This is a genomic window from Rathayibacter sp. AY1H3 (assembly GCF_002932015.1).
Map to the genome: position 1 here is coordinate 26,589 of NZ_PSUU01000021.1, position 26,975 is coordinate 53,563.

Consider the following 26,975-nt stretch of genomic DNA (forward strand, 5'->3'; position numbering starts at 1 on the left):
GAGCGCGGACGATCCCGGAGCGGACCGCGTCCTCCGCGCGGGCATACCCGCCCAGCCGCGGGCGTTACCCTCCTCGAACCCCCTACGGAGCGCGAGCGCGAGAGCGTCCGCGCGCACGACCGCGGAAGGCGGCCCCATGACAGACGGCTTCCACAAGCCGACCAAGTTCCCCTCCCACGTCTTCGAGGCGTTCCAGGGAGGAGAGGACCCGGCGCAGATCAGCCGCGTCGCCCACGAGACCGCGATCGCGCTGCTGAGCCGTGTCCGGAACGACCCCGACCCGGTGGTCATCGACCGCCTGGTCGAGTACACCGACCACAACGGCATCGACGCGCTGGCCGAGCTCTGGGCGCGCTCCAGCGCGGCGAGCCTGCCGGGCGCCCTCTGGCGGATCTACCTGCTGCGGCTGGTCATCCGGCAGGACCCGGAGAGCACGAGCTTCCTCTACCAGCGCGGAGTCGAACTGTCCGCCACGATCGACCCGGTGGTCGCCGGAGCCAGCACTCCCACGGGGCCGGCCGAGATCACCGAGCTGGCCGACCGGATCCTCCGCGGCGTCTTCGACGGCGACTTCGCGGTGGCACTGGACCGCGCCGCGGCGTTCTGCCGCGTGAGCGCCTCCGGAGCCGTCTCGGTCGCCGACGATGTGGAGCCGGTGAACCCCGTCCGGGCGAGCGAGCTGACCACCCGCGCCCTGCGCCTCTCGACCACCGCGGCCGAGCTCGTGAGCTGCGCGCGGCTGTGGCGGAGCGACTCCCTGGAGTGACGCGCAACCCGCGTTCACCCATTGCGAACGCCGCTCGCCGCCACCGCGGAGGCCTTTGGTAGACTGGCGGAAGCCGGATCGCAGTAACCCCGGGCTCCACTTATAGCCGCTTCGAGCGGCCTCGCGCCGAGAGGCGTTCCTGCGGTCCGGCCCCTTCTCTGCTCGCATCGAGGCCACGGTGCGCGAGGCGAGGGCCCAGGAGGAGTCGATCCTCGCCCGAGTCCCCACAGACAGGCGCCAGCGGAATGAAGAACAGCAGAGCTCTCCGGATCGGCGCGCGCGTCTGGGCGGGGACGGGGCTGCTGGTCGTCGCCGCCCTCTACCTCCTCGCCGCGCCGAGCGTCGACGACGCGGAGGGCGCCCAGTTCGCCGCGGGGGTCTCGCTCTCGCAGGGCACGGTGATGCGCGTCCTCGCGGTCCTCGACGTGCTCGCCGGGCTCTGGGTCCTCATCCGCCCGCGCAGCTATCCGGGCATCACCGCTGCGGCGGTGGCCGTGATCTCGCTCTGGCTGGCCCCCCGGCTGGGCGAACCCGCGCTCGTGCCGATCGGCGCGTTGGCGCTGGATGTCCGATTCGTGACGCATCCGATCGAGGTGTCGGTCGTCGTTGCAGGCCTGGCCGTGACAGCCTTCTGGATGACGCGGAATCTTTCAGCCCGGGCGCGGGCGAGGCGGGGCTGATGACGGACGACACCACAGCGGAGGCGGCTGTCCTCCTCGAGCGCATCGCCGGGGGAGAGCAGGCCGCGTTCGCCGCGCTCTACGACCAGATGGCCGGCCGGGTCCTCGGCCTGATCATCCGCGTCCTCGTCGACCGCTCCCAGTCCGAGGAGGTGGCCCAGGAGGTCTTCCTCGAGATCTGGCAAACCGCTGGGCGTTTCGCTCCGAATAAAGGAAGCGCGACGACCTGGATCCTCACGATGGCACACCGCAGGGCCATCGACAGGGTCCGCGCGGCTCAAGCCGGCCGTGATCGGGACATGCGCATCGGAATCCGAGACCTCGGACGCGACTACGACCAGGTCTCCGAGCAGGCGGAGGTGTCCCTCGAGCACGAGAAGGTCGCGGCCGCCATGGGCCGCCTGACGGAACTGCAGCGGCAGGCGCTGCAGCTCGCTTACTACGGCGGATACTCGCACAGCGAGATCGCGGGGATCCTGCAGTGCCCCGTGGGAACCGTCAAGACACGCCTGCGTGACGGAATGATCAGACTTCGAGAAGAGATGGGGGTGGCCCTGTGAACGATGTGCGACTCCCCGACGGGATGGACGACCCGCGCGATCTCGCGGCGGGTCACGCACTGGGCATCCTGACGCCCGAGGAGCAGGAGCGCTACGAGCGCTTCCTCTCCGAGCACCCGGAGGCGCGCGGCGAGGCCGACGCGTTCGCCGAGGTGGCGGAGGCGCTGGTCGCCGACGCACCCGCCGTGGAGCCTTCGCCGGGCTTCAAGGCCGACCTGATGGCGCTCATCGCCACCACTCCGCAGCTGCCGCTGGAGGAGCCCGACGAGGACCACGAGGTGCCCTCCGCGCCCCGTCTGGTCCCCGTCGCCTCCGAGGGCGAGCGGAGCGGTCCGACGGCTCGCCGGGACGGTGGCGGCAGCGCCGCGAACCGCGCACGGAGCCGCTGGTTCGCCCGCCCCGCGGTCTACCTCTCGGCGGCCGCGGCCGCCGCGGTGATCGTGGTCGGCGGAGTGACCCTTCCGCCGCTGCTCTCGTCCGGCCCCGGCCAGACGCAGCAGCAGACGGCTCTGGAGCAGATCCGCAGCGCCCCCGACGCGCAGGAGACGACCGGCACGGTCGCCACCGGCGAGCAGGCGACGCTGGTCTGGTCGAGCTCGCTCGGCCGCTCCGCCCTCGTGGTGGACGACCTGGCGCCGCTGCCGGAGGACAAGACCTACGAGCTCTGGTACATCGGCTCGTCCGGTCCGGTCGCCGCAGGGACGTTCGATGGGGGAGAGGGCAGCACCGTGGCCCCGCTCGAGGGGAGCCTGACCGAGGGCGGAGTCGTCGCCGTGACGGTCGAGGACGCCGGCGGCTCGCCGACTCCGACCACCGATCCGATACTGGCGATCGACATCGCCTGACGGCCCGAGCACGAGAAGAGCCGCACTCCCCTCACGGAGTGCGGCTCTTCTCGTTCCCGGAGGGCACGCGGTGGAACGAGAGCGAGCCGCGACCCCGGAGGGACGCGGCTCGCTCTCGCCTGCGGCGGATCAGCCGAAGCGGCCCGAGACGTAGTCCTCGGTCGCCTGGACGGACGGGCGCGAGAACATCGTCGCGGTGTCGTCGTACTCGATGAGCTTGCCCGGCTTGCCGGTGCCCGCGATGTTGAAGAACGCGGTGCGGTCCGAGACGCGCGAGGCCTGCTGCATGTTGTGGGTCACGATGACGATCGTGTAGTCGTTCTTGAGCTCCTCGATGAGGTCCTCGATCGCGAGGGTCGAGATCGGGTCGAGGGCCGAGCAGGGCTCGTCCATCAGGAGGACGTCGGGGGAGACGGCGATCGCGCGGGCGATGCACAGACGCTGCTGCTGGCCGCCGGAGAGACCGGAGCCGGGCTTGTCGAGGCGGTCCTTCACCTCGTTCCAGAGGTTCGCGCCCTGGAGCGAGCGCTCGACGAGCGCGTCCGCGTCCGACTTCGAGATGCGGCGGTTGTTGAGCTTCACGCCGGCCAGCACGTTGTCCCGGATGGACATCGTCGGGAACGGGTTGGGGCGCTGGAAGACCATGCCCACCTGCCGACGGACCTGCACCGGATCGACGCCCGGGCCGTACAGGTTGTTGCCGTCGATCAGGACCTCGCCCTCGACGTGCGCGCCGGGGATGACCTCGTGCATGCGGTTGAGCGTGCGGAGGAAGGTCGACTTGCCGCAGCCGGACGGGCCGATGAAGGCGGTGACCGTGCGGGGCTCGATGGCGAGCGAGACGCCCTCCACCGCGAGGAACTGGCTGTAGTAGACGTTGAGGTCGTTGACCTCGATGCGCTTGGACATTGCTTCCTTCGGGGATTCCGGCCGGAGCCGAGTGGTGGGTGTCAGCGGCCGAGCTTGGGGGCGAAGATCTTCGCGATCAGGCGGGCGACCAGGTTCAGCGCCATGACGATCAGGATGAGGGCCAGCGCGCCGGTCCAGGCCCGGTTGAGGAACGCCTCGGCGTCGGGGCCCTGGTTCGCGTACTGCGTGTAGACGAAGACCGGGAGGGTCATCATCCGCTCGCTGAAGAGGTCGTAGTTCATCGACGCGGTGAAGCCGGCGACGATGAGCAGCGGGGCGGTCTCGCCGATGACGCGGGCGATCGCGAGGGTGATGCCCGTCGTGATGCCGGCGATGGAGGTCGGCAGCACGATCTTGACGATGGTCAGCCACTTCGGCACGCCGAGGGCGTAGGACGCCTCGCGCAGCTCGTTCGGGACCAGCTTCAGCATCTCCTCCGACGAGCGGACGACCACGGGGATCATCAGCACGGCGAGGGCGATCGAGCCGGCGAAGCCCATCCGGACGCCGGGGCCGAGGAGCAGCGCGAAGAGCGCGTAGGCGAACAGGCCCGCGACGATGGAGGGGATGCCCGTCATCACGTCGACGAAGAAGGTGATCGCCCGGGCGAGGTGGCCGCGGCCGTACTCGACGAGGTAGATCGAGGTGAGCAGGCCGATCGGCACCGAGATCAGCGCGGCCATGGCCGTGATCTCGAGCGTGCCGATGATCGCGTGGAGGGCGCCGCCGCCCGCGTCGATGACGTTGCGCATCGACGAGGAGAAGAAGAGCGGATCGAACCGCGCGACTCCATTGGAGACGACCGTGTAGAGCAGGGAGATCAGCGGGAGCAGCGCGATGATGAACGCGGTCGCGACCAGCGAGGTCACGAGGCGGTCGACAGCCTTGCGGCCGCCCTCGACCAGGCGCGAGACCACGTAGATGGCGACGTCGAAGAGGACGGTGCCCCAGAAGATCGCGCCGACGAGGCTGAAGTCATTCATCATGCCGGCCGCCTGGAGGATCAGGAAGACGGCGGCGAACACGACCCAGCTGCCGACGAGCAGCATCCAGGGGGTGCCCTTGGGCAGCTTGCCCGCCTGCAGCGAGAAGGGCATCGACGAGGTGGCGGCGGACATCAGTTGGCTCCCGAGAAGGCCTTGCGGCGGTTGACGATGAACCGCGCGACCGAGTTCACGACGAGGGTGATGACGAAGAGGATGAGGCCCGAGGCGACGAGGACGTTGACGCCGACTCCGCTCGCCTCCGGGAACTGCAGCGCGATGTTCGCGGCGATGGTGTTCGAGTTCTGCGAGGTGAGCAGGAGGAAGGAGACGACCGTCGCAGGCGAGAGCACCATCGCGACGGCGAGCGTCTCGCCGAGGGCCCGGCCGAGGCCGAGCATGGCGGCCGAGACGATGCCCGGAGCGCCGAAGGGCAGGACGGCCATGCGGATCATCTCCCAGCGGGTCGCGCCGAGCGCGAGCGCCGCCTCCTCGTGCAGGCGCGGGGCCTGGAGGAAGATCTCGCGGCAGACCGCGGTGATGATCGGGATGACCATGACGGCCAGCACCACCGAGGCGGTGAGGATCGTCTTGCCGGTGCCCGACGCCTGGCCGCCGAAGAGCGGGAACCAGCCGATGTTCACGTTGAGGAAGAGGTAGAAGGGCTGCACCATCGGCGCCAGCACGGTCGCGCCCCAGAGGCCGAAGACCACCGAGGGGACGGCGGCGAGGAGGTCGACCACGTAGCCGAGGGCCATCGCGATGCGGCGCGGCGCGTAGTGCGAGATGAAGAGGGCGATCGCGATCGAGAGCGGCAGGGCGATCACCAGGGCGATCACCGCCGACCAGACCGTGCCGAACACCAGCGGGCCGACGTAGGCCCAGAAGCTCGTCGCGTCGCCGGGGAGGCTGCCGGCCGGCGCGGTGAACGCGGGGATCGACTGCGCGATGAGGAAGATCGCGACGGCGGCGAGGACGAGGAGGATGAGGGAGCCGGCGGCGACGGTCGAGATCGAGAAGACCCGATCTCCGACACGCACCTTCGCCTTCGGGCGGACGACGGTCTCAGTTGCCATTCCAGGGGACTCTCTTCAGACGAGGGGGTTCGGCGGGGCGCACAGGGAGATGCTAGGGCTCGGAGGGGCGTCCGGTGGGTCGAGCCCGGCACAGGCGGGGCCCGTCCCGCGGATCGTGCTGCGAGACGGGCCCTGCCGGTGGGACTACTTGATCGACTCGATCGCGGTGGCGACGGTCGAGGCGAGCTCGGAGCTCAGGGGAGCGGAGCCGGCCTGAGCGGCGGCGGCCTCCTGGCCCTCCTCGCTCGCGACGTAGGAGGCGAAGGACTTGACGACCTCGCCCTTGTCGGCGTCCGCGTACTCCTGGCACACGATGAGGTAGCTGACCAGGACCATCGGCCAGGCGTCCGCCTCGGTGCCGGTGCGGTCGATCTTGATCGCGAGGTCGTTGTCCTCGCGGCCGTCGGCGATGGGCGAGGCGGCGACGACCGCCGCGGCTCCGTCGGCCGAGATGGTCGAGAACGCGTCGCCGACCTTCAGCTGGGCCATGTCCATGCCCTGGGCGCCGGACTCGTCGGCGTAGCCGATCGTGTTGGTGCCGTTCTTGACCGCGTCGACGACACCCGAGGTGCCCTTGGCGCCGTCACCGCTCTGGTACGGGAAGGTCTGCGCGGCGGGAGCGTCCCAGACGTCGCTCGCGGTGGCCGCGAGGTAGTCGGTGAAGTTCTGCGTGGTGCCCGAGTCGTCCGAGCGGTGCACGGAGGTGATGTTCGCCGACGGGAGGGTCGCGTCGGGGTTCAGGGCCGTGATCTCCGGGGCGTCCCAGGAGGTGATGGTGCCCTTGAAGATGCCCGCGATGGTGGCCGCGTCGAGCTTGAGCTCGTCGACGCCCTCCACGTTGAAGATGACCGCGATCGGCGAGATGTAGACCGGGAGGTCGATCGCCTTGGTGTCGGGGGCGCAGGCGGCGAAGGTGCCCGCGAGCTCCTCGTCCTTGAGCGCGGAGTCGGAGCCGGCGTAGTCGGCGGCGCCGTCGATGAAGTTGGTGCGGCCGGCGCCGGAGCCCTGCGGGTCGTAGTTGACCGTGACCTCGGGGTTCGCGGTCTGGAACGCGGCGGCCCAGGTGGTCTGCGCGGTGCCCTGAGCGGACGAGCCGATCCCGGTGATGGTGCCGGAGAGCGTGGAGGTGGTGGCGGAGCCGGAGCTGCCGCCTGCGGCCGGTGCCTCGTTGGCAGCGCAGGAGGTCAGCGTGATCGCTGCGACGGCGGCGACGACGGCCGCCTGGCCGAGACGCGAGAATCTCACAAGTATCCCTTTCGGGTAGGAAAGCGTGGAAAACAGAACAGGGCCTGGTGCAGCCCGCGAGCGAGAGTACGGAGGGGTCGTGTCCTGGCACCGACCGCTCGGTGAACGCGCGGTGAACGGGTCCGCCTCGGGGATTGCGGAGCGACGGGGCGGCGGGGAAGGCGCGGTGCGTCGGGCGCGTCCCGGCGGCGCGACCGGCCCGGTCCGGAGGGACCCGTCGAGCCGGCCGCGCAGCGCCCGGGCGGGTCAGGCCAGCGGCGTGTGCGTCTCGATCGCTACGATGCCGGATCCGGGATGACCGGTGGAGAGGTGCACCACGGCGAAGCCCCCGGTCGGGAGCGCTGCCGCCTCGTCGAGGTAGGCGCCGAGAGGGGTCGCCGTGGCGAGGGCGATCTCGCGCAGGATCTCGGGGATCACCGGCCGGTGGCTGCAGAGGACGGCGGTGCGGCGGGCGCGGACCCGCTTGCCGACCAGGGCGCGGACGTCGGCGGTGCCCTGCTCGTGCGCCTCCTGGCTGAGGTCGTCGCGCAGCTTGACCGGCTTCCTGACCAGACCGGACAGCGGGGCGATGGTCGACCGGCAGCGCTTGGCGGTGCTCGAGACGAGGCGGCGCGGGCGCCAGGCGGCCACGGCCTGAGCGGCGGCAGCGGCCTCGACCCGGCCGCGCCCGGTGAGGCGGCGGGTGGAGTCGCGGCCGTCCCAGGAGGAGGCGGGCACCGCCTTCGCGTGCCGCAGGACCACGATCGCGAAGGTCTCGAGCGCACCGCGTGCGGCTATCCGGGCGAACTCGTCGACGATCGTCACGTCGTGCGGATAGGTCAGGTAGCTCCGGGCCCGCTTGAGCGTCACCCACTCGAGCGCCTCGACCTCGTCGTTCGGGAGGAAGTCGGACGCCAGGACGGCCTTCTCGGTCACCTGCGCCGCCCAGTAGTAGACGGCCTTCGGGCGCCCGCTCGGCAGCGTGTACTCGGTGCACCCCAGCGGCACCCCGAGCGCCACCGAGAGCCCGGTCTCCTCGCGGATCTCGCGGACCGCGGTCTCCGGGAGGGACTCGCCCGCGTCGACCTTGCCCTTGGGCAGGCTGACGTCCCGGCGGTGCGGCCGGTGGATCACGAGGATGTGCGGGCGGCCCTCGATGATCCGCCAGCACACCGCTCCTGCTGCGTAGACGGTGCCCGTCACGGGCGTCAGCGGCTGGAGGCCCGGTTGGCGGACCGTGTCGCCGCGCGCTTGCGATGGGTGATGTGCTGCATCAGCTGGTTCTGGAGGTCGGCGAGCGGAGCGCCCTCCTCATCGAGGTGGTGCCGCGTCCAGTCGCCGTCCGGGCCGAGCCACCAGGAGGCGGTCCGCTCGTCCATCGCCCGCTCGAACATGTCGTCGATCTCGCTGAGGTGCGCCGGCTCGACGATCCGCACCAGAGCCTCGACGCGGCGGTCGAGGTTGCGGTGCATCATGTCGGCGCTGCCGATGAAGACGTCCGGCTCGCCGCCGTTGACGAAGCTGAAGATGCGGGAGTGCTCGAGGTAGCGGCCGAGGATCGAGCGCACGCGGATGGTCTCGGAGAGCCCCTCCTGGCCTGGCTTCAGCCCGCAGATGCCGCGCACCCAGACGTCGACCGGCACGCCGGCCTGGCTGGCGCGGTAGAGCGCGTCGATCACGGACTCGTCGACGATCGAGTTGACCTTGATCCGGATGCCCGAGGGCCGCCCCGCGCGGGCGTTCTCGGTCTCGGCGGCGATCCGCTTGAGCAGGCCCTTCCGCAGGTGGCGCGGCGCGACGAGCAGGCGCTTGAACTTCTTCTCGATCGCGTAGCCCGAGAGCTCGTTGAACAGACGCGTGAGGTCCTTGCCGACCTCGGGGTCGGCCGTCAGGAGTCCGAGGTCCTCGTAGATGCGCGAGGTCTTCGGGTTGTAGTTGCCGGTGCCGATGTGGGAGTAGTGGCGGAGCACTCCGCCCTTCTCCTGGCGGATGACGAGCGCGAGCTTGCAGTGGGTCTTCAGCCCGACGAGCCCGTAGACCACGTGCACGCCCGCCTTCTCGAGCTTGCGCGCCCACGAGATGTTCGCCTGCTCGTCGAAGCGCGCCTTGATCTCGACCAGGGCGAGCACCTGCTTCCCCGACTCGGCCGCGTCGATGAGCGCCTCGACGATGGGGGAGTCGCCGGAGGTGCGGTAGAGCGTCTGCTTGATCGCGAGCACGTCCGGATCGGCCGCCGCCTGCTCGAGGAACGACTGCACGCTCGTCGCGAAGGACTCGTAGGGGTGGTGCAGGAGCACGTCGCCGCGGGAGACCGCCTTGAAGACGTCCTGCCGCTGGTTGGGCTCGCTGGGCGAGAGCTGCACCGCCGTCGTCGGGACGTGATTGGGGTACTTCAGGTCCGGGCGGTCGATCTTCTGCAGGCTGAAGAGCCCGCTGAGGTCGAGCGGGGCCGGGAGCTTGTAGACCTCCTGCGTCGTGATGTCGAGCTCGCGGACCAGCAGGCCCAGCGTCTCGTCGTCCATGTCGTCGGTGACCTCGAGGCGGATGGGCGGACCGAACCGGCGGCGCAGCAGCTCCTTCTCGAGGGCCTTGATCAGGTTCTCGGTCTCGTCCTCGTCGACCTCGACGTCCTCGTTGCGCGTCACCCGGAACACGTGGTGGTCGAGGATCTCCATGCCGGGGAACAGGTCGTCCAGCTGGTTGGCGATCAGGTCCTCGAGCGAGATGAACCGCATCGGCTCGCCCGGCGCCGCGACGCCGGCGATCCGCACGAAGCGGGGGAGCATCTGCGGCACCTTGAGGCGCGCGAACTCGACCTTCTGCGTCTTCGGGTTCCGCACCCGCACCGAGAGGTTGAGCGAGAGGCCGGAGATGTAGGGGAACGGGTGCGCCGGGTCGACCGCGAGCGGCATCAGCACCGGGAACACCTGGGCCGAGAAGTAGTCGTCCAGCACGGTGCGCTCGGCGTCGCTCAGCTCGTCCCAGCGGACGAGGTCGATGCCGCCGTCGCGCAGGGCGGGCTCGACGAGCTCCTTGAACGCTCGGGAGTGGCGCTGCTGCAGCAGGTGCGCCTTCTCCGAGATGTCGGTCAGCACGTCGACCGGCACGCGGCCGATGTTCGTCGGCAGGGCGAGCCCCGTGAGGATGCGGCGCTTGAGGCCGGCGACCCGGACCATGAAGAACTCGTCGAGGTTGGACGAGAAGATCGCGAGGAAGTTCGCCCGCTCGAGCGCCGGAACCAGCGGATCCTCCGCGAGCTCGAGCACGCGCTGGTTGAACGCGAGCCAGCTCAGCTCCCGGTCGAGGTAGCGGTTGTCGGGGAGGAGCGGGTCCGAGTGCTCCTCCTCGTCGTCGAAGTCGTCGTCGAGGTCATCGCTGAGACCGTCTTCGAGAAGCAGGTTGTCGCCGTCCATGCGACCATCCTGGCACCGCGTCCGTCCGCTCCGCGCCGCCGCTCGTGAATGCCGGATGAACGGGGCCGGGGGAGGCCCTGTGGAGGAGTGCCGGTTCAGCGCAGCGGCGCGGCCCGCTGCAGGTACTGCACGTCGACGGAGGCGTCCGTGAACCCGAGCGAGCGGTAGAGCGCCACCGCCGACCGGTTCTCGGCCTCGACGTAGAGGTCGGCCGTGGTGCAGCCGCGCTCGAGCATCCGCGCGAGCCCGGCGTTCAGCAGGATGCGGCCGAGTCCCCGTCCGGCCGCCTCGGGGGCGACACCGAGGACGTAGATCTCGCCGGTCGTCGATCCGGGCTCGATCTTGAGCCAGTCGTAGCCGAGGAGCGTGCCGTCGGCGTCGCGGAGCAGGAGGAAGTCGCCCTCGTCGAACCACGGCTCGGCGCGGCGGGCCGCCAAGTCCTCCTCCGTCATCCGCCCCTGCTCGGGGTGCGCGGCGAAGATCCGCGCGTTCAGGGCGATCCACTCGGCCGGAGCGAGGTCGCGGGCGTCCGAGAGGACGACGCCCTCGGGGACGCGGACCTCGGGGGCGGCGAGCGGCTCGAGCTCGAGGTGCAGGAGGGTGCGAACCGGTGCGAAGCCGTGGGAGGCCGCGAGGGCCCGGGCGGCGGGGTGGTCGCCGTGCGCCCAGGCGAGCAGGCCCGTCCGGCCGCTCGCGAGGACCTGCTCCAGGGTCGCGGTGCCGAAGCCGACCCCGCGCCACTCCGGATCGACGACGAACTCCAGCTCGCCCTGCCCGAGGATCGCCGCCGCCACGACCACGTCGGCGCGCAGCCCCACGAGGAGGGTGCGCGAGCCGGCCCGGGCGTCGACGAGCGTCTGGTCGCTGAAGGGGGGCTGGTGGTCGAACCAGGCGGCGCGCCCGATCAGGTGCTCGAGGCCGGCCGCCACCGCGGGATCGGCCAGATCCTCAACGGACAGATTGAGCGACTCGCTCATTGTCCTCTTCGTACACGTTGAAGCGGTATCCGACGTTGCGGACCGTGCCGATCAGCGACTCCAGGTCGCCGAGCTTCGCGCGGAGGCGCCGCACGTGCACGTCGACCGTGCGGGTGCCGCCGAAGTAGTCGTAGCCCCACACCTCGCTCAGCAGCTGCTCGCGGGTGAAGACGCGCGAGGGGTGCGTGGCGAAGAAGCGGAGGAGCTCGAACTCCTTGAAGGTGAGGTCGAGCGGGCGCCCGTGCACCTTGGCGGAGTAGCTGGCCTCGTCGATCACGACGCCCGACGCCTGGATGCGCGAGGTCGACTGCTCCTGCGCCAGCCGGCCGATCACCAGGCGGATGCGGGCGTCGACCTCGGCGGGGCCGGCCGAGTCGAGGATGACGTCGTTGACGCCCCAGTCGGCCGAGACGGCCGTGAGCCCGCCCTCCGTGAGGATCAGGATGAGGGGGACGTTGATGCCCGTGGTCGTGAGGATCTTGCAGAGCGACTTGGCGCTGGCGAGGTCCTGCCGCGCATCGACCAGGATCAGATCGCAGCTCGGGGCGTTCACGAGCTGGGCGGGCTCCGCGGGGATCTGCCGGGTCCGGTGGCTGAGGAGCCCCAGTGCGGGGAGCACCTCGGCGCCTCCCGCCGAGGTCAGTATCAACAACTGCGCCACGGATCCTCCAGAACTGGTCTGCCCGCAATACTAGCGGCGGGCCGGGAGGGGCGTCCGCCTGGGGCACAATTGTCGGATGGGCAGGGATAGGGTGGGCATCGGAGTCGTCTGGGCGCTCGCACTCGCGGGCTCCGTGCTGACGCTGGCGATCGCCGCTCCGGAGTCCCGGCAGCTCTGGCTCGCGCTGACGTTCGGCGGCTGCGTGCTCGCGACCTTCGCGGTGCAGCTCGCCGTGGCCCGCGCCGAGGGGTACCTCCTCCGCGCGATGACGAGCATCGTCGGAGCGATGGCCGTGGTCGCGGTCGCGAGCGGGATCGCCCTCCTCCTCCCCGCCTGAGCGGTCGCGCCCTCCCGTCCCGAGCGCCCGGATCCGCACCGCCTGAGCGGCCGCGTCGGCCCCGCCCCTGCGTCGGAGGCGGCGGGTAGGATGAGCGCATGCTTCTCGCCCTGGAACTCTTCTACCTCGGTCTGCTCGGGCTCGCCTCCCTCGCCATCGCGTGGGTCTCCGGCGTGGTCGTCTACAAGCTCTACCGCGGCCAGCGCTAGCCGCCGCCGGAGCCCGAGTGATCTCGCTTCCGTCGGGCCTGCCGCCCGAGCTCGTCCCCCTGTCCTGGCTGCTCGGCGTCTGGGAGGGCTCGGGCGTCATCGACTACACGATCGGCGACGACTCCGTCCAGGCCGAGTTCGGCCATCGCATCAGCTTCAGCTACGACGGCCTCCCGTACCTCAACTACAACTCCTACACGTGGCTGATCGAGGAGGGCGCCGAGGAGGCGCCCCGGCCCCTGGTCACCGAGACAGGCTACTGGCGCCTCAGCCGCGCTCTGACCGACTCCGACGCCGGCCCGGGAATGCTGCCCGGCCGCGGCGCACCCGCCTTCCCCGACGCGGAGTCCGTCGAGACGCTGCGCAACGCCGCCGGCGGCTTCGACATCGAGGTCTCGCTCGTGCACCCGGACGGGGTCAGCGAGCTCTACCTCGGTCAGGTCAAGGGGCCGCGGATCGACCTCGCGACCGACGCGGTGATGCGCACCGCCGCGGCGAAGGACTACGCCGCCGCCACGCGCCTCTACGGCCTGGTCGACGACCACCTGCTGTGGGCGTGGGACATCGCCGCGCTCGGCCAGGGCCTGCGGACCCACTCCTCCGGACGGCTCGCCCGTGTCGACTGACGTGCTCTCCCCGCTCCTGGCCGCCCCGGGCGCCGTCGCGACGACGAGCGCCGCCGAGCCCGGCGTCGCCGCCCACTACGGCGAGCCCTTCCGCGAGCAGCGCGCTCTCGCCGCGGGCACCGCGCTCGTCGACCTCTCCGGCCGCGGCGTCGTGACCGTCACGGGGCCGGACCGCCTCACCTGGATCGACTCGCTCACCAGCCAGGCCGTCTCGCGCCTCGCTCCCGGCGCGTCCGCCGAGACGCTCCTGCTCGACCCGACCGGCCGGATCGAGCACGTCATCCGCCTCGTCGACGACGGCGAGACCGCCTGGCTCCTGCTCGACCGCGACGAGACGGCCGGCCTGGCCGCCTGGCTCGACCGGATGCGCTTCATGCTCCGCGTCGAGGTCGCCGACCGCACCGACGACTTCGCGACCCTCGCCGCCCTCGGCGACGGGCCGGCCCTGACGCTCGCCCTGTCCCTGGCCGAGGAGCCCGTCGTCTGGAGCGACCCGTGGTCGCAGGTCCAGCCGGGCGGCTGGCAGTACGCGCTGACCACAGAGCACCCCGGGGCCTCCTGGGAGCTCCGCGAGGTCCTGGTCCCGCGAGCGGCCCTCGAGGCCCTCGCGGAGACGGCCGTCGGGGTGGGAGTGGCCCTCGCCGGGGTCGACGCCCTCGAGGCCATGCGCATCGCCGCCTGGCGCCCGCGCCACGCGACCGAGGTCGACGAGCGGTCCATCCCGCACGAGCTCGACCTCCTCCGCTCGAGCGTGCACCTCGCCAAGGGCTGCTACCGGGGCCAGGAGACGGTGGCGAAGGTGCACAATCTCGGCCACCCGCCCCGGCGCCTGGTCCTGCTGCAGCTCGACGGCTCCGACTCGGTCCTCCCCGCCCACGGCGACGTCGTCACGGCGCTCAAGGGCGGCGAGCCGGTCGACGTCGGCACGGTCACCTCCAGCGCCTGGCACTACGAGGACGGACCGGTCGCTCTCGCGGTCGTCAAGCGGAGCGTCCCGGTGGATCTCGAGCTGACCGTGCTGGCCGGCGACTCGCGCGTGGCCGCGGCCCAGGAGGTCGTGGTCCCGCCCGGAGCCGGAGCGGAGGCGGGAGTGCCCCGCCTGCCCCGCCTTGGGGCGACGACCAGGTAGGCCACGCCGTGGTGGCCGCACGTCCCGCCGAGCGGGGCCGGGCGGCCGAGCGGCTGCGCGGTCTCGTCCGGACCCCCGAGCTGAGTCCCGCGCGCGCCCTCGCCCGCGCGGGGGCGTCGCTCCCCGCCGTGCTGCAGATCGTGCTCGCGGCGACCCTCGCCTACTCCGTCGCGCACTTCGTCCTCGGGCACCCCGCGCCGGTGCTGGCGCTGACGGCCACGATCTCGAGCCTCGGCATCGCGCGCGACACCCGCCCCAAGCAGGTGGCCGAGACAGCGACGGGGATGCTCATCGGCATCACGGCCAGCGAGGTCCTGCTCCTGCTGTGGGGGAGCGGCGTCTGGCAGCTCGCCGTCGTCCTCGCGATCGTCTTCACGCTCGGCCGGGCCCTCTCGCCCTCGCCGGGGTTCGCCGTGGCCGCCGGGACCCAGGCGATGCTGGTGATGGTCCTCCCTGCGCCGGACGGAGGCGTCTTCACCCGGAGCGTCGACGGCCTGATCGGCGGGCTCGCGGCGCTGCTCTGCACGGCGATCGTGCCCCGCCCGCCGCTGCGCACAGCGCGGGCCGAGGCGCACCGGCTCCTCACCGCGCTCAGCCGGACCGTGGAGGAGCTGGCCGAGGCGCTCCGCCGGGGCGACTCCTCGGCGTCCACCGCAGCCCTCGAGCGGATCCGCGGGACGCAGCCGGTCATCGACGGCTGGACCGCGGCGCTCGACTCCGCGACCGGCGTCGCCCGGATCTCGCCGTTCGTCCGCCGGCACCGCGGCGAGCTCTCCCGCCAGGCCGTGATGCTGTCCGCGCTGGACCTCGCGACCCGCAACCTGCGCATCGTCGCGCGCCGCACCGACTTCCTCGTCCGGGACGGCGCCCCGCGGCCGGAGCTCGCCGGAGCGGTCGCCGCCCTCGGCCCGGGCATCGCGCTGCTCGGCCGCGCGGTCGCCGATCCGTCGGTGCTCGCCCTGGCGCGTCAGGACCTCGTGCTGCTCGCGACCACGCTCGACCCCCAGCGGCTGATCCCGGAGGCGCGCCTCGCCGAGAAGACGGTGCTCGTCCTGCTCCGCCCGCTCGTCGTCGACCTGCTCACGGCGACCGGCGCCGCTCCCGCCGAGGCGCGGGCCGCCCTGCCCCCGCTCGCCTAGGGCTCAGGAGGTCCGGTGCTCAGTCGGGCGCTCAGGAGGAGGGGGCGACCGCCTCCCACGCGACCGTCACCTCGCCCAGGCGCCAGCGCCGCGGCCCGCCGAGGACCGGCCACTCCGGCCGGAGGTCCCGGACCGCCGCGATCCAGCGCTGACCCGGACCGTAGACGGCGAGAGGGGCGTTCAGCGTCCACGCCCGCTCGAGGGAGGAGAGGAAGGCGTGCACGCCCTCGCCGGGCACGTTGCGGTGGATGAGGGCCTTCGGCAGGCGCTCGGCCGCCGTCATCGGCGAGGGGATCGCCGCGAGCCGGAGCGAGAGGGTCAGCGAGCGCGGGCCCTCCCGGCCGACCTCGATCCAGGTGCAGATGCGGCCGATCTCGTCGCAGGTGCCCTCGACCAGGACGCCGTCGGGCTGCAGACGGTCCGTCATCGTCGCCCAGGCTCCCTCCACCGCGTCCTCGTCGTACTGGCGGAGCACGTTGAAGGCGCGGATGACGCCCGCCCGCCGCCCCGCGGGCAGGGGCACCTCGAAGCCGCCGCGCTCGAAGCGCACGCGCGCGTCCGCGGGGAACGGCGTGCCGCCCTCCCTCACCCGGGCGAGCTGGCGCCGAGCGGTGTCGACCCGTGCGGGCTCGATCTCGAGGCCGAGCACCTCGACGTCGGGCGCGGCCCGGACGAGCCGGCGGTGCAGCTCGAGCGTGGTGACCGCGCTCGCCCCGAAGCCGAGATCGACGACGAGCGGGGAGGCGGTGCTGCGCAGGACGGGCAGCTCGGCGAGCCGGCGGTCGACCCGGCGGAGGCGGTTCGTGCCCGTCGTTCCGCGGGTGACGGCTCCGATGGGCATGCTCTCCAGCGTATCCGCGGGCGAGGGGGCCGCCTCTAAGCTGGACGCATGTCCGAGACCTACACCCTCATCCTCGTGCGCCACGGCAACAGCGAGTGGAACCAGAAGAACCTCTTCACCGGCTGGGTCGACGTGCGCCTGACCGAGCAGGGAGTCGCGGAGGCCACCCGCGCCGGCGAGCTGCTGACCGAGGCGGGCCTGCACCCCGACATCGTCTACACGTCGCGCCAGACGCGTGCGATCCAGACCGCCAACATCGCCCTCGAGGTCGCCGACCGCCTGTGGATCGACGTCAAGCGCTCCTGGCGCCTCAACGAGCGCCACTACGGCGCCCTGCAGGGCAAGGACAAGGCGCAGACCCTCGCCGAGTACGGCCCCGAGCAGTTCCAGACCTGGCGCCGCTCCTTCGACGTGCCGCCGCCCCCGCTCGACGACGACGACCAGTACTCGCAGGCGCACGACGAGCGCTACGCCGACCTCGGCGACGCCCTGCCCCGCACCGAGTCGCTGAAGCTCGTGATCGAGCGGATGCTCCCGTACTGGGAGTCCGACATCAAGCCGGACCTCGCCTCGGGCAAGACCGTCATGATCACCGCGCACGGCAACTCCCTCCGCGCGCTGGTGAAGACCCTCGACGGCATCTCGGACTCGGACATCGCGGAGCTCAACATCCCGACCGGGATCCCGCTCGTCTACGAGCTGAACGAGGACTTCGAGCCCATCGGCGAGGCGCGCTACCTCGACCCCGAGGCCGCGGCCGCCGGTGCCGCCGCCGTCGCCGCCCAGGGCGCCAAGAAGTAGCACCGCCCCGCACGCGCGAACGGCCCGCCCGAGTCCTCGACTCCGGCGGGCCGTTCCCGTAGCCCCGGAGGCGGAGCGCACGGACACGTCCGGCCCGCAGGAGACGCTCGTTCCTGCGGGCCGGACGGTGAGACGGGCCGGAGCCCGAGGTGTCGACTAGGAGTAGTCGCCCGAGATCAGGTACTGGACCTTCTTGGCGATCGACACGGCGTGGTCGGCGAAGCGCTCGTGGTAGCGGCTGGCGAGGGTCGCGTCGACGGTGTCGGCGGCCTGGCCCTTCCACGCCTCGCTGAGCACCTTGTCGAAGACGCTGACGTGCAGCTCGTCGATCTTGTCGTCCTCGTCGCGGATCTCCTCGGCGATGCGCGGGTCCTGCGAGCGGAGCAGGTCGGTCAGCTTGTGTGCGACGACCACGTCGAGGCGGCCCATCTCGACGAACGTCGGACGCAGGCTCTTGGGGACCACCTTGTCGGGGAAGCGGTAGCGCGAGAGCTGGGCGATGTGCTCGGCGATGTCGCCCATCCGCTCGAGCGACGCGCTGATGCGCAGCGCCGAGACGACGATCCGCAGGTCGCGGGCGACCGGGTTCTGCCGGGCGAGGATGTCGATCGCGAGCTCGTCGAGGCTGATGGCCAGCTCGTCGATGCGCGCGTCGCTCGCGATGACCTCCTCCGCGAGGGTGACGTCGGAGTGGTTGAACGCCTGGGTCGCCTTCTCGATGGCGATCTCGACGAGTCCGGAGATCTCGACGAGTCGTTCCTGGACCTCGGCCAGCTCCTGCTGGAAAACTTCGCGCATCTGTGTTCGACCCTCTCTACGGCGCGCGCGGACGACGGCGCCGGATCTGCGGCGAGCACCTCGCACGCCGCTGCGACTGCACTCCGTGGGCGCAGGCGCAGTCATGATGACCACGGCAGGTTAACGGACGGTGCCGGGCGTTTGAACAGTACTCGACCCCCGGAGGATCGACGGGAGTCCGGTAGGGGGACGCCCGGTGGATGGTTAGCCTGGGTCCGTGGATTCGGGCTTGATCGTGGTTCTGTCGCTCGTTCTCGGTGTCGCGATCGGGATCCTTCTGACGACCGTGCTCACGCTCGCCGCCCGCCAGGGCCGCATCGCGCAGGACGTGATCTCGGTCGGGCTCCCCGAGGGGATCGAGGCGATCATCGACGCCGTCGGCTCGCCCGCCTTCGTGACCGACCCGTCTCACAACGTGCTGAAGGCGTCCACCCGCGCCGTCGCGCTCGGCCTGGTCTCGCAGGACACGCTGCTCCACCCCGACCTCGCCGCCATCGTCGACCGCGTCCGCCGCTTCGGCGACGACATCGTCCAGGACCTCGAGCTCGCGACCAGCCCGCTCTCCGACGCCGCCGTGACGCTCGTCGTCCACGCGACCCGCCTCGGCTCCCGCTACGTCCTCGTCATCGCCGAGGACCACACCGAGGCGCGCCGGCTCGAGGCCGTCCGCCGGGACTTCGTCGCCAACATCTCCCACGAGCTGAAGACCCCGATCGGCGCCGTCGGCCTGCTCGCCGAGGCCCTCGACTCCGCCGCCGACGACCCCCAGCAGGTGCGCCGCTTCGCGCACCGGCTGACCCAGGAGTCGCACCGCCTCGCGAAGATCACCCGCGAGATCATCGAGCTCTCCCGCCTCCAGGCCGCCGACGTCGCCGGCTCCGCCGAGATCATCCGCGTCGACGACGTCGTCACGGCGGCGCTCGAGACCACCCACGTCATGGCGGAGTCGCACGACGTCACCCTGGTCAAGGGCGGGATGAAGAAGGCCTACGTCGTGGGGCAGGAGAAGATGCTCGTCTCGGCGCTGCACAACCTCCTCGCCAACGCCATCCAGTACTCGCCCGCCGGCTCCCGCGTGGGCATCGGCGTCCGCTCCACCGGCGGAGTCGTCGAGATCGCCGTCACCGACCAGGGCATCGGCATCCCGGAGGAGGACCTCGACCGGGTGTTCGAGCGCTTCTACCGTGTCGACCAGGCCCGCTCCCGCCACACCGGCGGCACCGGCCTCGGCCTCAGCATTGTCAAGCACGCCGTGCAGAACCACGGCGGCGACGTCCGCGTCTGGTCCAAGCCCGGCCGCGGCTCCACCTTCACCATCCGGCTCCCCGAAGCCGACCCCGCCCGGACGCCCTTCGCGGCGACCGCCCCGATAGGAGAACACGCGTGACCAGCATCCTGCTCGTCGAGGACGAGAGCGCCCTCAGCGAGCCCCTCAGCTACCTGCTCGAACGCGAGGGCTACGACGTCACCGTCGCCGAGGACGGCAACCGCGCCGTCGCCGCCTTCGACGAGAGCGACTACGACCTGATCCTCCTCGACCTCATGCTGCCCGGCATGCCCGGCACCGAGGTCTGCCGCGAGATCCGCACCCGCTCCTCCGTCCCGATCATCATGGTCACCGCCAAGGACTCCGAAGTGGACATCGTCGTCGGCCTGGAGCTCGGCGCGGACGACTACGTCACCAAGCCCTACTCCACCCGCGAACTGCTCGCCCGCATCCGCGCCGTCCTCCGACGCCGCACCGAGGAGCCCGGCGAGGAGCGGATCGTCGTCGCCGGCCCCGTCCGCATGGACATCGAACGCCACACGGTCGAAGTCGACGGCGTCGAGACCCCGATGCCCCTCAAGGAGTTCGAGCTCCTCGAGATGCTCCTCCGCAACGCGGGCCGCGTCCTCACCCGCGGCCAGCTCATCGACCGCGTCTGGGGCAGCGACTACTTCGGCGACACGAAGACCCTCGACGTCCACGTCAAGCGCATCCGCTCGAAGATCGAGAAGACGCCGAAGGAGCCGGTGCTCCTGGTTACTGTCCGCGGCCTCGGCTACCGCTTCGACGCTTGATCGCGGGCCCTGGCGGGGCGATCTGCGGCGTTGTCGTCGGTTGCGATACCGCTGGTATCGCGTCCTCCTCCGCCTTGCAGCTCACCCCGCCAGGACCCGCGATCAACCCTGTACTGGAGGGGTGGGGGACGAGGCCGTCGCTGCGCGACGAGCCAGGTGGGGTGGGCCGTCGCTGCGCGACGAGCCGGGCAGGGGTGTCGCTCAGGGCGTGGTGCTCGAGTGGTCGGCGTATCGAGACGCGCGCAGCCGGACGTCGCGCGAATGGTGGTCGAGTGGCCGACGGAGTCGGCGGATCGTGACCTGCGGGGACGACGAAGGGCCGCCCACCGGGGTGGACGGCCCTCGAGGGCGGAGGGGGCTACTCGGCGGTGGGAGCGTCGACGCCGGGCTCGGCGGTGGGAGTGGGGAGCGCGGTCCGGGCGGGGTCGGCCGTCGGGGTGACGGTCGGCGTCGCGGAGGGAGCGGGGGTCAGCGTCGAGTAGGCCTCGAGGGCGTTCGTCAGGACGGGGACGAGGAGCTCCTTGCCCTGCTCGGAGCCGTACTGGAAGTAGACGGGGAGCAGGCCGCCGGGGATCGTGTCGATGTCGTCCATCTGGACGGCCTCGGTGCTGTCGGGGCGGACCTCGGTACGGCCGGGGACGGCGTCGACGGTGTCGCTGGTGCGGCCCGCGGAGCCCTCGTACTGCACCTCGACGCTCAGCGCCTCATCGGTGGAGTTCACGAGCGTCACGATCAGAGTGCCTGCCTCGCCGTCGTCCGAGACGATCATCGCGTTGCGGATGGCGAGATCGCCGATCGTCGCGCCGACTCCGTCGCTCGGGTCGTAGATCTTGCGCGTCGCCTGCGGGGCGACGAGGTTGCAGCCGGCGGTAGCGAGGGCGACGCCGACCGCGAGAACGACGGATGCAGCGATACGCGCCTTCACAGGAACCTCCAGATCGTCGGCCCCGCTCGCCCCGGACAGGGCGACTTCACTGTGCACGAGCCGACACCAGGCTAGCGTAGCGAGCACCGCGGCTCCGCCCGTCCGGACTCCCGTCCCGCTCGGCGCGCATGGTAATCTGTCCGCCGCTGAAAGGACGTCGCATGCAGTTCGAGGTCGGAGAGACGGTCGTCTACCCCCATCACGGAGCCGCCACGATCGCCGAGGTGAAGACCCGGACGATCAAGGGCCAGGAGAAGACGTACCTGAAGCTCCGCGTCGCGCAGGGCGACCTCGTCATCGAGGTGCCCGCCGACAACGTCGACCTGGTCGGCGTCCGCGACGTCATCGGCCGCGAGGGCGTCGAGCGCGTGTTCGAGGTCCTGCGCGCCGAGGTCGTCGAGGAGCCGACCAACTGGTCGCGCCGCTACAAGGCCAACCTCGAGAAGCTCGGGTCCGGAGACGTCGTCAAGGTCTCCGAGGTCGTCCGCGACCTCACCCGCCGCGACCGCGACCGCGGCCTCTCGGCGGGGGAGAAGAGCATGCTCGCCAAGGCCCGCCAGATCCTCGTCTCCGAGCTCGCCCTGGCCGAGAAGACCGACGAGGACGCCGCCTCCGTGCTCCTCGACGAGGTCCTCGCATCCTGAACGGTCCGGCCGGCGCGCCGACCGCGGCCGTCGTCGTCGTCGCCGCCGGCAGCGGCACGAGGCTCGGCCGCGAGCGCCCCAAGGCCTACGTCGACTGCGCGGGGAGGACGATCCTCGAGCGCAGCCTGCGCACGGTGCTGCTGCTCGCGGAGCCGGTCCAGATCGTCGTCGTGGCTCCCGCCGCCCTCCTCGAGGAGACGGCCGCTCTCGCGCACGCCGCCGGAGCCCCGGACGGCTCCGTCAGCGTCGTCGCCGGAGGCGCCAGCCGCCAGGAGTCGGTCGCTCGAGGGCTCCGGGCGCTCGGTCCGGCCGTCGAGACGGTGCTCGTGCACGACGCCGCCCGCGCCCTCACGCCCGTCGACCAGTTCGAGCGGGTGATCGCGGCGGTCCGGGAGACGCGCGGTGGAGTGATCCCGGGTCTGCCGGTCACCGACACGATCAAGCGCATCCGCGCCGACGGCGGGATCCTCGGCACGGTGGACCGCTCCGAGCTCGCCGCGGTGCAGACGCCGCAGGGCTTCCCGCGCGCGCTCCTCGACGAGGCCTACGCCTCGGCGGAGGAGGACTTCACCGACGACGCGGCGCTCCTCGCCTCGCGCGGCGGCCCCTCGATCGTCGTCGCCGGCGACCCGCTCGCCTTCAAGATCACCACCCCCTGGGACCTGGCCCGCGCCGAGCAGGTGCTCGCACCGCCGCCCGTCGTCGTCGTGCCGCGCGTCGGCATCGGCACGGACGTGCACGCCTTCGACGACGCGTCGCCGCTCTGGCTCGCCGGGCTGCACTGGCCGGGGGAGCGGGGCCTGTCCGGGCACAGCGACGGCGATCCGGTCGCCCACGCGATCTGCGACGCGCTCCTGGCGGCGGCGGGTCTCGGCGACATCGGCTCCCGCTTCGGCACGGCCGACCCGCGCTTCGCGGACGCCCACGGCGAGGTCTTCCTCCGCGCGACCCGCGAGCTGGTGGAGGCCGCCGGCTTCGCCATCGGCAACGTCTCGGTGCAGCTCATCGGCAACCGCCCGAAGTTCTCGCCGCGGCGCGAGGAGGCGCAGAGGCTGCTCTCGGACCTGCTCGGCGCACCGGTCAGCGTCGCCGCCACCACCTCGGACGCGCTGGGCTTCACCGGCCGGGGCGAGGGGGTCGCCGCGACCGCGACGGCACTCGTCCTCCCCACCCCCGCTGTCGCCCGGTAGTCCCCGGGCGGAGCCGCCGACCCGGCCGGGAGCGGTCCGCCCGGTAAACTCGCCCGCGTGACTCTGCGACTGCATGACTCGAAGGCCCAGGCCCTCGTCGATTTCGTCCCCCTCCGCGAGAACGAGGTCGGGATGTACGTCTGCGGACCCACCGTTCAGTCCTCGCCCCACATCGGGCACCTGCGCTCCGCCCTCGCCTACGACCAGCTGCGCCGCTGGCTGGCGTACCGCGGCTTCCAGGTCACCCTGGTGCGCAACGTCACCGACATCGACGACAAGATCCTCGCCATCGCCGAGGACGCGCGGCGTCGGGTGCCCGAGGGTGCGCCGGTCGAGCAGTGGTGGGCGCTCGCCTACCGCGTCGAGCTCGAGTTCACCGCCGCGTACACGGCCCTCGGCATCCTCCCGCCGACCTACGAGCCGCGCGCGACCGCGAGCATCGCCGAGATGATCACCCTCATCCAGACCCTGATCGAGCGCGGTCACGCCTACCCGGCGCCCGACGACTCCGGCGACGTCTACTTCGACACGCGGTCCTGGCCGGACTACGGCTCGCTCACCCACCAGCGCCTCGAGAGCATGGAGGCGGCGACCGACGCCGACCCGCGCGGCAAGCGCGACCCGCACGACTTCGCTCTGTGGAAGGGCGCCAAGCCGGAGGAGCCCGAGTCGGCCGCCTGGGCCTCGCCGTGGGGCGCCGGGCGCCCCGGCTGGCACATCGAGTGCTCCGCGATGTCGACGAAGTACCTCGGCACCCAGTTCGACATCCACGGCGGCGGGCTCGACCTGCGCTTCCCCCACCACGAGAACGAGCTCGCCCAGTCCAGCGCCGCCGGCCACGCCTTCGCCAGCTACTGGCTGCACAACGGTCTCGTGTCCGTCATCGGCCAGAAGATGAGCAAGTCGCTCGGCAACTCGGTGTTCGCCTCCGAGCTGCTCGAGGCGGCCCGCCCGCTCGTCGTCCGCTACTACCTCGGCTCGGCCCACTACCGCTCCACCCTCGAGTTCCACGACGGGGCCCTCGAGGAGGCCGAAGCGGCGCTGGAGCGGATCGAGGGCTTCCTCGAGCGCTCCCGCCGCCGCCTCGACGGCACGCGGTTCGCCGCGCTCGGCGAGCCGGTGGTCCCGGAGGAGTTCGCCGAGGCGATGGACGACGACCTGTCCGTCCCGCAGGCCATCGGCGTCCTGCACGAGACCGTGCGCGCCGGCAACGCCGCCCTCGACGCCGAGGACCTCGGCTCCGTCTCGGCCCTGCGCACCCAGGTGCTCGCGATGGCGGCCGTGCTCGGCATCGACCCGGAGGCGCCCGAGTGGGCGCGCTCCGACGACGAACCCTCGTACCGCGCGCTCAGCGTGCTGGTCGACCGCCTGGTCGCCGAACGCCAGACCGCGCGCGAGCAGCGCGACTGGGCGAGCGCCGACCGCATCCGAACCGATCTCGCCGCGGCGGGAATCACGATCGAAGACACCCAGACGGGTGCGCATTGGAGTCTCGATGGCGAATAAGCCCGGCCGCCCCGGAGCGGTCCGAAAGAAGAGCAAGGGCAAGGCCGTCGGTTCCGGCGGTCAGGGCCGTCAGGCCCTCGAGGGCAAGAAGCCCACGCCCAAGGCCGAGGACCGGCCCTACCACCCCGCAGGCAAGGCGAAGCTCGCGCGCGAGCGCTTCGTCGCCGCAGGCGGCAAGGGCCGCCCCGGCGGAGCCCTCTCCGCGGCCGCCCGCGGACAGGGGCGCCCCGCTCCGTCGCGCAAGCCCAAGAGCGGCGACGACTTCGAGATGGTGACGGGCCGGAACTCGGTCCTCGAGGCGCTGCGCGCCAGCATCCCGGCCACCACCCTCTACCTCGCGACCCGCATCGAGATGGACGACCGGGTCAAGGAGGCGCTCAAGATCGCCACCGCCCGCGACCTTCCCGTGCTCGAGGTCATGCGCCCGGAGCTCGACCGCCTCGCCGGCCCCGACTCCGTGCACCAGGGCCTCGTGCTGAAGGTGCCGCCCTACGAGTACGCCCACCCGAGCGACCTGCTCGAGCGCAACGTCTCCCGCGGAGCGGTCCCCCTCCTCGTCGCCCTCGACGGCATCACCGACCCGCGCAACCTCGGAGCGATCATCCGCTCCGTCGCCGCGTTCGGCGGACAGGGCGTCATCGTCCCGCAGCGCCGCTCCGTGGGCCTCAACTCCGCCGCCTGGAAGACCTCCGCCGGAGCCGCCGCACGCATCCCCGTCGCGATGGCGTCCAACCTCACCGCCATGATCAAGGACTTCAAGCGCGCAGGCGTCTTCGTCATCGGACTCGACGGCGACGGCGACGTGATGCTGCCCGGCCTGGAACTCGCCGACCGGCCGCTCCTCGTCGTCGTCGGCAGCGAGGGCAAGGGCCTCTCCCGCCTCGTCACCGAGCAGTGCGACGCCGTCGTCTCCATCCCGATCAGCTCCGCCACCGAATCCCTCAACGCCGGGATCGCGGCGTCGGTCGCGCTCTACGAGATCTCCAAACTCCGCTCCGCCTCCGAGTAGCGCGGGCGCCGGCACGGTGATCTGCGGCGTTGTCGTCGGGCGCGATACCGCCGGTATCGCTTCCTCCTCCGCCTTGCAGCTCACCGCGCGGGCACCGGCGTGGCGATCTGCGGCGTTGTCGTCGGGCGCGATACCGCCGGTATCGCTTCCTCCTCCGCCTTGCAGCTCACCGCGCCGGCACCCGCGCTCCAGGTCTGGATGTCAGGGGCGCCGCCTTCGGCGAGCGGACAGGGGCGCCGCCTGCGGCGAGCGGACCGAGTGCGCCGCCTGCGTTGAGCGAGCCGGGGGGATGCGAAGAGGGCCCGTGCTGACAGCACGGGCCCTCTTGCGGTGGTGGGGGTCAGACGTTCTTCGTCCAGTCGACGTCGGCGTCCTCGTCGGTGAGCTCGGCGTCGCCGGACTCGTCGAGGACGAGGTTCGGGAGGGTCAGCGCCTCGGTGGGAGGAGCGATGACCGTCGCCTCGTCGCGGCGGTGACGCAGGATGTCGTTCACATAGGCGGTGACCGCCTCCGCCAAGGGGACGTCGCGCGCCTGCTGCTGCGACATGAACCAGCGGTGCTCGAGCAGCTGGTGGAACATCTCGGCCGGCTCCAGGCGGCCCTTGAGATCACGGGGGATCGAGCGGATGACCGGCTCGAACACCTGCGCCAGCCACTCGTGCGCCACCATCTCCTCGTCCAGGCCCTGCTTGTCGTAGGTCGCCGTGTACGAGTCGAGGTCGTTGAGCAGGCGCCGCGCCTGGTTCTCCTGCGCGTCCAGCCCGGTGAGACGGAGCAGCCGCCGCTGGTGGTGGCCGGCGTCGACCACCTTCGGCTGGATCCGCACCGTGGACCCGGCCTCGTCGGTCCTGATCGCGAGCTCCTCGATGTCGAAGCCCAGCTCGTTCAGCCGGTTCACGCGGTCGTTGATCCGCCAGCGCTCCGAGGTCGCGAACGACTCGGCACCGGTCAGCTCCTTCCAGAGGCTGCGGTACGCCGCGACGATGCCGTCGGAGACCGTGATCGGATCGAGGTCGTCGTCGACGCGACCGCCGGCCTCGAGGTCGAGCAGCTCGCCGGCGATGTTGACGCGGGCGATCTCCAGATCGTTCTCGCGCTGGCCGTTCGAGAGGCCGCCCGAGTAGAGCTGCCCGGTTTCCGCATCGACCAGGTAGGCGGCGAAGGCGCCGGCATCGCGCCGGAAGAGAGTGTTCGAGAGCGAGACGTCGCCCCAGAAGAAGCCGATCACGTGCAGGCGGACCAGGAGGAGCGCCAGCGCGTCGACCAGGCGGGTCGCCGTGTCCGGCCGCAGCGTCTGCGAGAAGAGCGCGCGGTAGGGGAGCGAGAACTTGAGGTGACGGGTGACCAGCACGGCGGGCAGGGCCTCGCCCTCGTCGTCGGTGCGGTTCGTGATCACGGCGCCCGGCACCACGCACGGCACGTCGAGGCGCTGCAGCGTCTTCAGCATCTCGTACTCGCGCCGCGACATCTCGGCGGTCGTCTCCTTGACGGCGACGACGTGACCGGAGAGGTGGGCGAAGCGGACCGTGTGCCGCGAGATACCCTTCGGCAGGGCGGCGATGTACTCGTCGGGCCAGTCGTCGAGCCGCAGGTTCCACGGCAGGTCGAGCAGGGCCGGGTCGACGGTGGCCGAGGTGATGTTCAGGGAGCCGGACATGGTGCGCCG

General features: G+C 71.7%; 27 protein-coding genes. 15 read left to right on the forward strand and 12 right to left on the reverse strand.

Translation table 11 applies throughout. The features are described 5' to 3' along the window. The first annotated feature begins 136 nt into the window (after positions 1-136). The 4 genes from C5C33_RS09800 (at position 137) to C5C33_RS09815 (ending at position 2,851) form a co-directional block, all read left to right on the forward strand. Positions 137-766 carry a DNA-directed RNA polymerase subunit beta gene (locus C5C33_RS09800; protein WP_104261007.1) on the forward strand — a complete coding sequence of 210 codons (630 nt, stop codon included), beginning with the start codon at positions 137-139 and terminating at the stop codon, positions 764-766. A 245-nt stretch (positions 767-1,011) separates the two neighbouring features. Then, complete coding sequence (locus tag C5C33_RS09805; RefSeq protein WP_104261008.1) at positions 1,012-1,446, forward strand: hypothetical protein; 435 nt, start codon at positions 1,012-1,014, stop codon at positions 1,444-1,446. Continuing rightward, on the forward strand, positions 1,446-2,006 hold the full coding sequence (sigK, locus tag C5C33_RS09810) for an ECF RNA polymerase sigma factor SigK (RefSeq protein ID WP_104224709.1): 561 nt from the start codon (positions 1,446-1,448) through the stop codon (positions 2,004-2,006). The genes C5C33_RS09805 and sigK overlap by 1 nt, the downstream gene beginning before the upstream one ends. Beyond that, positions 2,003-2,851: an anti-sigma factor domain-containing protein gene (locus C5C33_RS09815; RefSeq protein WP_146079388.1), complete on the forward strand. Its 849-nt coding sequence runs from the start codon at positions 2,003-2,005 to the stop codon at positions 2,849-2,851. The genes sigK and C5C33_RS09815 overlap by 4 nt, the downstream gene beginning before the upstream one ends. A 129-nt stretch (positions 2,852-2,980) precedes the next feature. Here the strand turns inward: C5C33_RS09815 and pstB are convergent, their stop codons facing one another. From pstB to C5C33_RS09855, 8 genes are all read right to left on the reverse strand, one after another. Further along, positions 2,981-3,760 carry a phosphate ABC transporter ATP-binding protein PstB gene (gene pstB, locus C5C33_RS09820; RefSeq protein WP_104224707.1) on the reverse strand — a complete coding sequence of 260 codons (780 nt, stop codon included), beginning with the start codon at positions 3,758-3,760 and terminating at the stop codon, positions 2,981-2,983. Between the two features lie 41 nt (positions 3,761-3,801). Beyond that, positions 3,802-4,878: a phosphate ABC transporter permease PstA gene (pstA, locus tag C5C33_RS09825; RefSeq protein WP_104224706.1), complete on the reverse strand. Its 1,077-nt coding sequence runs from the start codon at positions 4,876-4,878 to the stop codon at positions 3,802-3,804. Beyond that, positions 4,878-5,819 carry a phosphate ABC transporter permease subunit PstC gene (gene pstC / locus C5C33_RS09830; RefSeq protein ID WP_104227270.1) on the reverse strand — a complete coding sequence of 314 codons (942 nt, stop codon included), beginning with the start codon at positions 5,817-5,819 and terminating at the stop codon, positions 4,878-4,880. The genes pstA and pstC overlap by 1 nt, the downstream gene beginning before the upstream one ends. Positions 5,820-5,963: 144 nt before the next feature. After that, positions 5,964-7,064 (reverse strand): phosphate ABC transporter substrate-binding protein PstS, encoded by a 1,101-nt coding sequence (gene pstS / locus C5C33_RS09835; RefSeq protein WP_104227269.1) that lies wholly within the window; start codon positions 7,062-7,064, stop codon positions 5,964-5,966. A gap of 246 nt (positions 7,065-7,310) precedes the next feature. After that, a complete protein-coding gene (locus C5C33_RS09840; RefSeq protein ID WP_104224703.1) occupies positions 7,311-8,246 on the reverse strand; it encodes an NUDIX domain-containing protein in 936 nt (311 codons plus the stop codon). A 5-nt stretch (positions 8,247-8,251) separates the two neighbouring features. Beyond that, positions 8,252-10,456 carry an RNA degradosome polyphosphate kinase gene (locus C5C33_RS09845; protein ID WP_104224702.1) on the reverse strand — a complete coding sequence of 735 codons (2,205 nt, stop codon included), beginning with the start codon at positions 10,454-10,456 and terminating at the stop codon, positions 8,252-8,254. Between the two features lie 95 nt (positions 10,457-10,551). Further along, positions 10,552-11,433 carry a mycothiol synthase gene (gene mshD / locus C5C33_RS09850; RefSeq protein WP_104261009.1) on the reverse strand — a complete coding sequence of 294 codons (882 nt, stop codon included), beginning with the start codon at positions 11,431-11,433 and terminating at the stop codon, positions 10,552-10,554. Then, positions 11,405-12,094 (reverse strand): winged helix-turn-helix domain-containing protein, encoded by a 690-nt coding sequence (locus tag C5C33_RS09855; protein WP_104261010.1) that lies wholly within the window; start codon positions 12,092-12,094, stop codon positions 11,405-11,407. Before C5C33_RS09855 ends, mshD begins: the two co-directional genes overlap by 29 nt. Before the next feature lie 76 nt (positions 12,095-12,170). Between C5C33_RS09855 and C5C33_RS09860 the strand changes: the two genes are divergently transcribed. From C5C33_RS09860 to C5C33_RS09875, 4 genes are all read left to right on the forward strand, one after another. Next, complete coding sequence (locus C5C33_RS09860; RefSeq protein WP_146076503.1) at positions 12,171-12,431, forward strand: hypothetical protein; 261 nt, start codon at positions 12,171-12,173, stop codon at positions 12,429-12,431. A 226-nt stretch (positions 12,432-12,657) separates the two neighbouring features. Further along, a complete protein-coding gene (locus C5C33_RS09865) occupies positions 12,658-13,266 on the forward strand; it encodes an FABP family protein (protein WP_104224698.1) in 609 nt (202 codons plus the stop codon). Then, a complete protein-coding gene (locus C5C33_RS09870; protein WP_104261011.1) occupies positions 13,256-14,395 on the forward strand; it encodes a folate-binding protein YgfZ in 1,140 nt (379 codons plus the stop codon). Before C5C33_RS09865 ends, C5C33_RS09870 begins: the two co-directional genes overlap by 11 nt. Positions 14,396-14,403: 8 nt before the next feature. Then, entirely contained in the window at positions 14,404-15,534 is a 1,131-nt protein-coding gene (locus tag C5C33_RS09875) for an aromatic acid exporter family protein (protein ID WP_104261012.1), read from the forward strand. Between the two features lie 31 nt (positions 15,535-15,565). On the opposite strand, the gene C5C33_RS09880 is transcribed toward C5C33_RS09875, so the two are convergent. After that, positions 15,566-16,375 carry a class I SAM-dependent methyltransferase gene (locus C5C33_RS09880; RefSeq protein WP_104261013.1) on the reverse strand — a complete coding sequence of 270 codons (810 nt, stop codon included), beginning with the start codon at positions 16,373-16,375 and terminating at the stop codon, positions 15,566-15,568. A gap of 48 nt (positions 16,376-16,423) precedes the next feature. Between C5C33_RS09880 and C5C33_RS09885 the strand changes: the two genes are divergently transcribed. Beyond that, on the forward strand, positions 16,424-17,176 hold the full coding sequence (locus C5C33_RS09885) for a phosphoglyceromutase (RefSeq protein ID WP_104224694.1): 753 nt from the start codon (positions 16,424-16,426) through the stop codon (positions 17,174-17,176). Between the two features lie 156 nt (positions 17,177-17,332). On the opposite strand, the gene phoU is transcribed toward C5C33_RS09885, so the two are convergent. Then, on the reverse strand, positions 17,333-17,974 hold the full coding sequence (gene phoU / locus C5C33_RS09890) for a phosphate signaling complex protein PhoU (RefSeq protein WP_104224693.1): 642 nt from the start codon (positions 17,972-17,974) through the stop codon (positions 17,333-17,335). 217 nt (positions 17,975-18,191) lie between these two features. On the opposite strand from phoU, the gene C5C33_RS09895 reads away from it, so the two are divergent. Beyond that, positions 18,192-19,361 carry a cell wall metabolism sensor histidine kinase WalK gene (locus C5C33_RS09895; protein ID WP_104224692.1) on the forward strand — a complete coding sequence of 390 codons (1,170 nt, stop codon included), beginning with the start codon at positions 18,192-18,194 and terminating at the stop codon, positions 19,359-19,361. After that, positions 19,358-20,035 carry a response regulator transcription factor gene (locus C5C33_RS09900; RefSeq protein WP_104261014.1) on the forward strand — a complete coding sequence of 226 codons (678 nt, stop codon included), beginning with the start codon at positions 19,358-19,360 and terminating at the stop codon, positions 20,033-20,035. Before C5C33_RS09895 ends, C5C33_RS09900 begins: the two co-directional genes overlap by 4 nt. Positions 20,036-20,393: 358 nt before the next feature. Here the strand turns inward: C5C33_RS09900 and C5C33_RS09905 are convergent, their stop codons facing one another. Continuing rightward, the gene (locus C5C33_RS09905; protein WP_146076504.1) at positions 20,394-21,017 is read right to left on the reverse strand and encodes a hypothetical protein; all 624 of its coding nucleotides are present in this window, start codon (positions 21,015-21,017) and stop codon (positions 20,394-20,396) included. 104 nt (positions 21,018-21,121) lie between these two features. On the opposite strand from C5C33_RS09905, the gene C5C33_RS09910 reads away from it, so the two are divergent. The 4 genes from C5C33_RS09910 to rlmB are packed head-to-tail and all read left to right on the forward strand — an operon-like array spanning position 21,122 to position 25,309. Further along, entirely contained in the window at positions 21,122-21,604 is a 483-nt protein-coding gene (locus tag C5C33_RS09910) for a CarD family transcriptional regulator (protein WP_104224589.1), read from the forward strand. Beyond that, entirely contained in the window at positions 21,598-22,794 is a 1,197-nt protein-coding gene (ispD, locus tag C5C33_RS09915) for a 2-C-methyl-D-erythritol 4-phosphate cytidylyltransferase (RefSeq protein ID WP_104261017.1), read from the forward strand. Before C5C33_RS09910 ends, ispD begins: the two co-directional genes overlap by 7 nt. 57 nt (positions 22,795-22,851) lie before the next feature. Next, entirely contained in the window at positions 22,852-24,300 is a 1,449-nt protein-coding gene (cysS, locus tag C5C33_RS09920; RefSeq protein WP_104258202.1) for a cysteine--tRNA ligase, read from the forward strand. After that, the gene (rlmB, locus tag C5C33_RS09925) at positions 24,290-25,309 is read left to right on the forward strand and encodes a 23S rRNA (guanosine(2251)-2'-O)-methyltransferase RlmB (RefSeq protein WP_104261015.1); all 1,020 of its coding nucleotides are present in this window, start codon (positions 24,290-24,292) and stop codon (positions 25,307-25,309) included. The genes cysS and rlmB overlap by 11 nt, the downstream gene beginning before the upstream one ends. Before the next feature lie 340 nt (positions 25,310-25,649). Here rlmB and C5C33_RS09930 read toward each other — a convergent pair whose 3' ends face one another. Beyond that, complete coding sequence (locus C5C33_RS09930) at positions 25,650-26,966, reverse strand: DUF4032 domain-containing protein (RefSeq protein WP_104224592.1); 1,317 nt, start codon at positions 26,964-26,966, stop codon at positions 25,650-25,652. Positions 26,967-26,975 lie beyond the last annotated feature (9 nt).

What these genes read in the sequence shown, in the direction of transcription:
- C5C33_RS09800 (WP_104261007.1), top strand. Translation starts at nt 137, where the DNA reads ATGACAGACGGCTTCCACAAGCCGACCAAGTTCCCCTCCCACGTCTTC.
- C5C33_RS09805 (WP_104261008.1), top strand. Translation starts at nt 1,012, where the DNA reads ATGAAGAACAGCAGAGCTCTCCGGATCGGCGCGCGCGTCTGGGCGGGG.
- sigK (WP_104224709.1), top strand. Translation starts at nt 1,446, where the DNA reads ATGACGGACGACACCACAGCGGAGGCGGCTGTCCTCCTCGAGCGCATC.
- pstB (WP_104224707.1), bottom strand. Translation starts at nt 3,760, where the DNA reads ATGTCCAAGCGCATCGAGGTCAACGACCTCAACGTCTACTACAGCCAG.
- pstA (WP_104224706.1), bottom strand. Translation starts at nt 4,878, where the DNA reads ATGTCCGCCGCCACCTCGTCGATGCCCTTCTCGCTGCAGGCGGGCAAG.
- pstC (WP_104227270.1), bottom strand. Translation starts at nt 5,819, where the DNA reads ATGGCAACTGAGACCGTCGTCCGCCCGAAGGCGAAGGTGCGTGTCGGA.
- C5C33_RS09845 (WP_104224702.1), bottom strand. Translation starts at nt 10,456, where the DNA reads ATGGACGGCGACAACCTGCTTCTCGAAGACGGTCTCAGCGATGACCTC.
- mshD (WP_104261009.1), bottom strand. Translation starts at nt 11,433, where the DNA reads ATGAGCGAGTCGCTCAATCTGTCCGTTGAGGATCTGGCCGATCCCGCG.
- C5C33_RS09860 (WP_146076503.1), top strand. Translation starts at nt 12,171, where the DNA reads ATGGGCAGGGATAGGGTGGGCATCGGAGTCGTCTGGGCGCTCGCACTC.
- C5C33_RS09880 (WP_104261013.1), bottom strand. Translation starts at nt 16,375, where the DNA reads ATGCCCATCGGAGCCGTCACCCGCGGAACGACGGGCACGAACCGCCTC.
- C5C33_RS09885 (WP_104224694.1), top strand. Translation starts at nt 16,424, where the DNA reads ATGTCCGAGACCTACACCCTCATCCTCGTGCGCCACGGCAACAGCGAG.
- phoU (WP_104224693.1), bottom strand. Translation starts at nt 17,974, where the DNA reads ATGCGCGAAGTTTTCCAGCAGGAGCTGGCCGAGGTCCAGGAACGACTC.
- C5C33_RS09910 (WP_104224589.1), top strand. Translation starts at nt 21,122, where the DNA reads ATGCAGTTCGAGGTCGGAGAGACGGTCGTCTACCCCCATCACGGAGCC.
- rlmB (WP_104261015.1), top strand. Translation starts at nt 24,290, where the DNA reads ATGGCGAATAAGCCCGGCCGCCCCGGAGCGGTCCGAAAGAAGAGCAAG.
- C5C33_RS09930 (WP_104224592.1), bottom strand. Translation starts at nt 26,966, where the DNA reads ATGTCCGGCTCCCTGAACATCACCTCGGCCACCGTCGACCCGGCCCTG.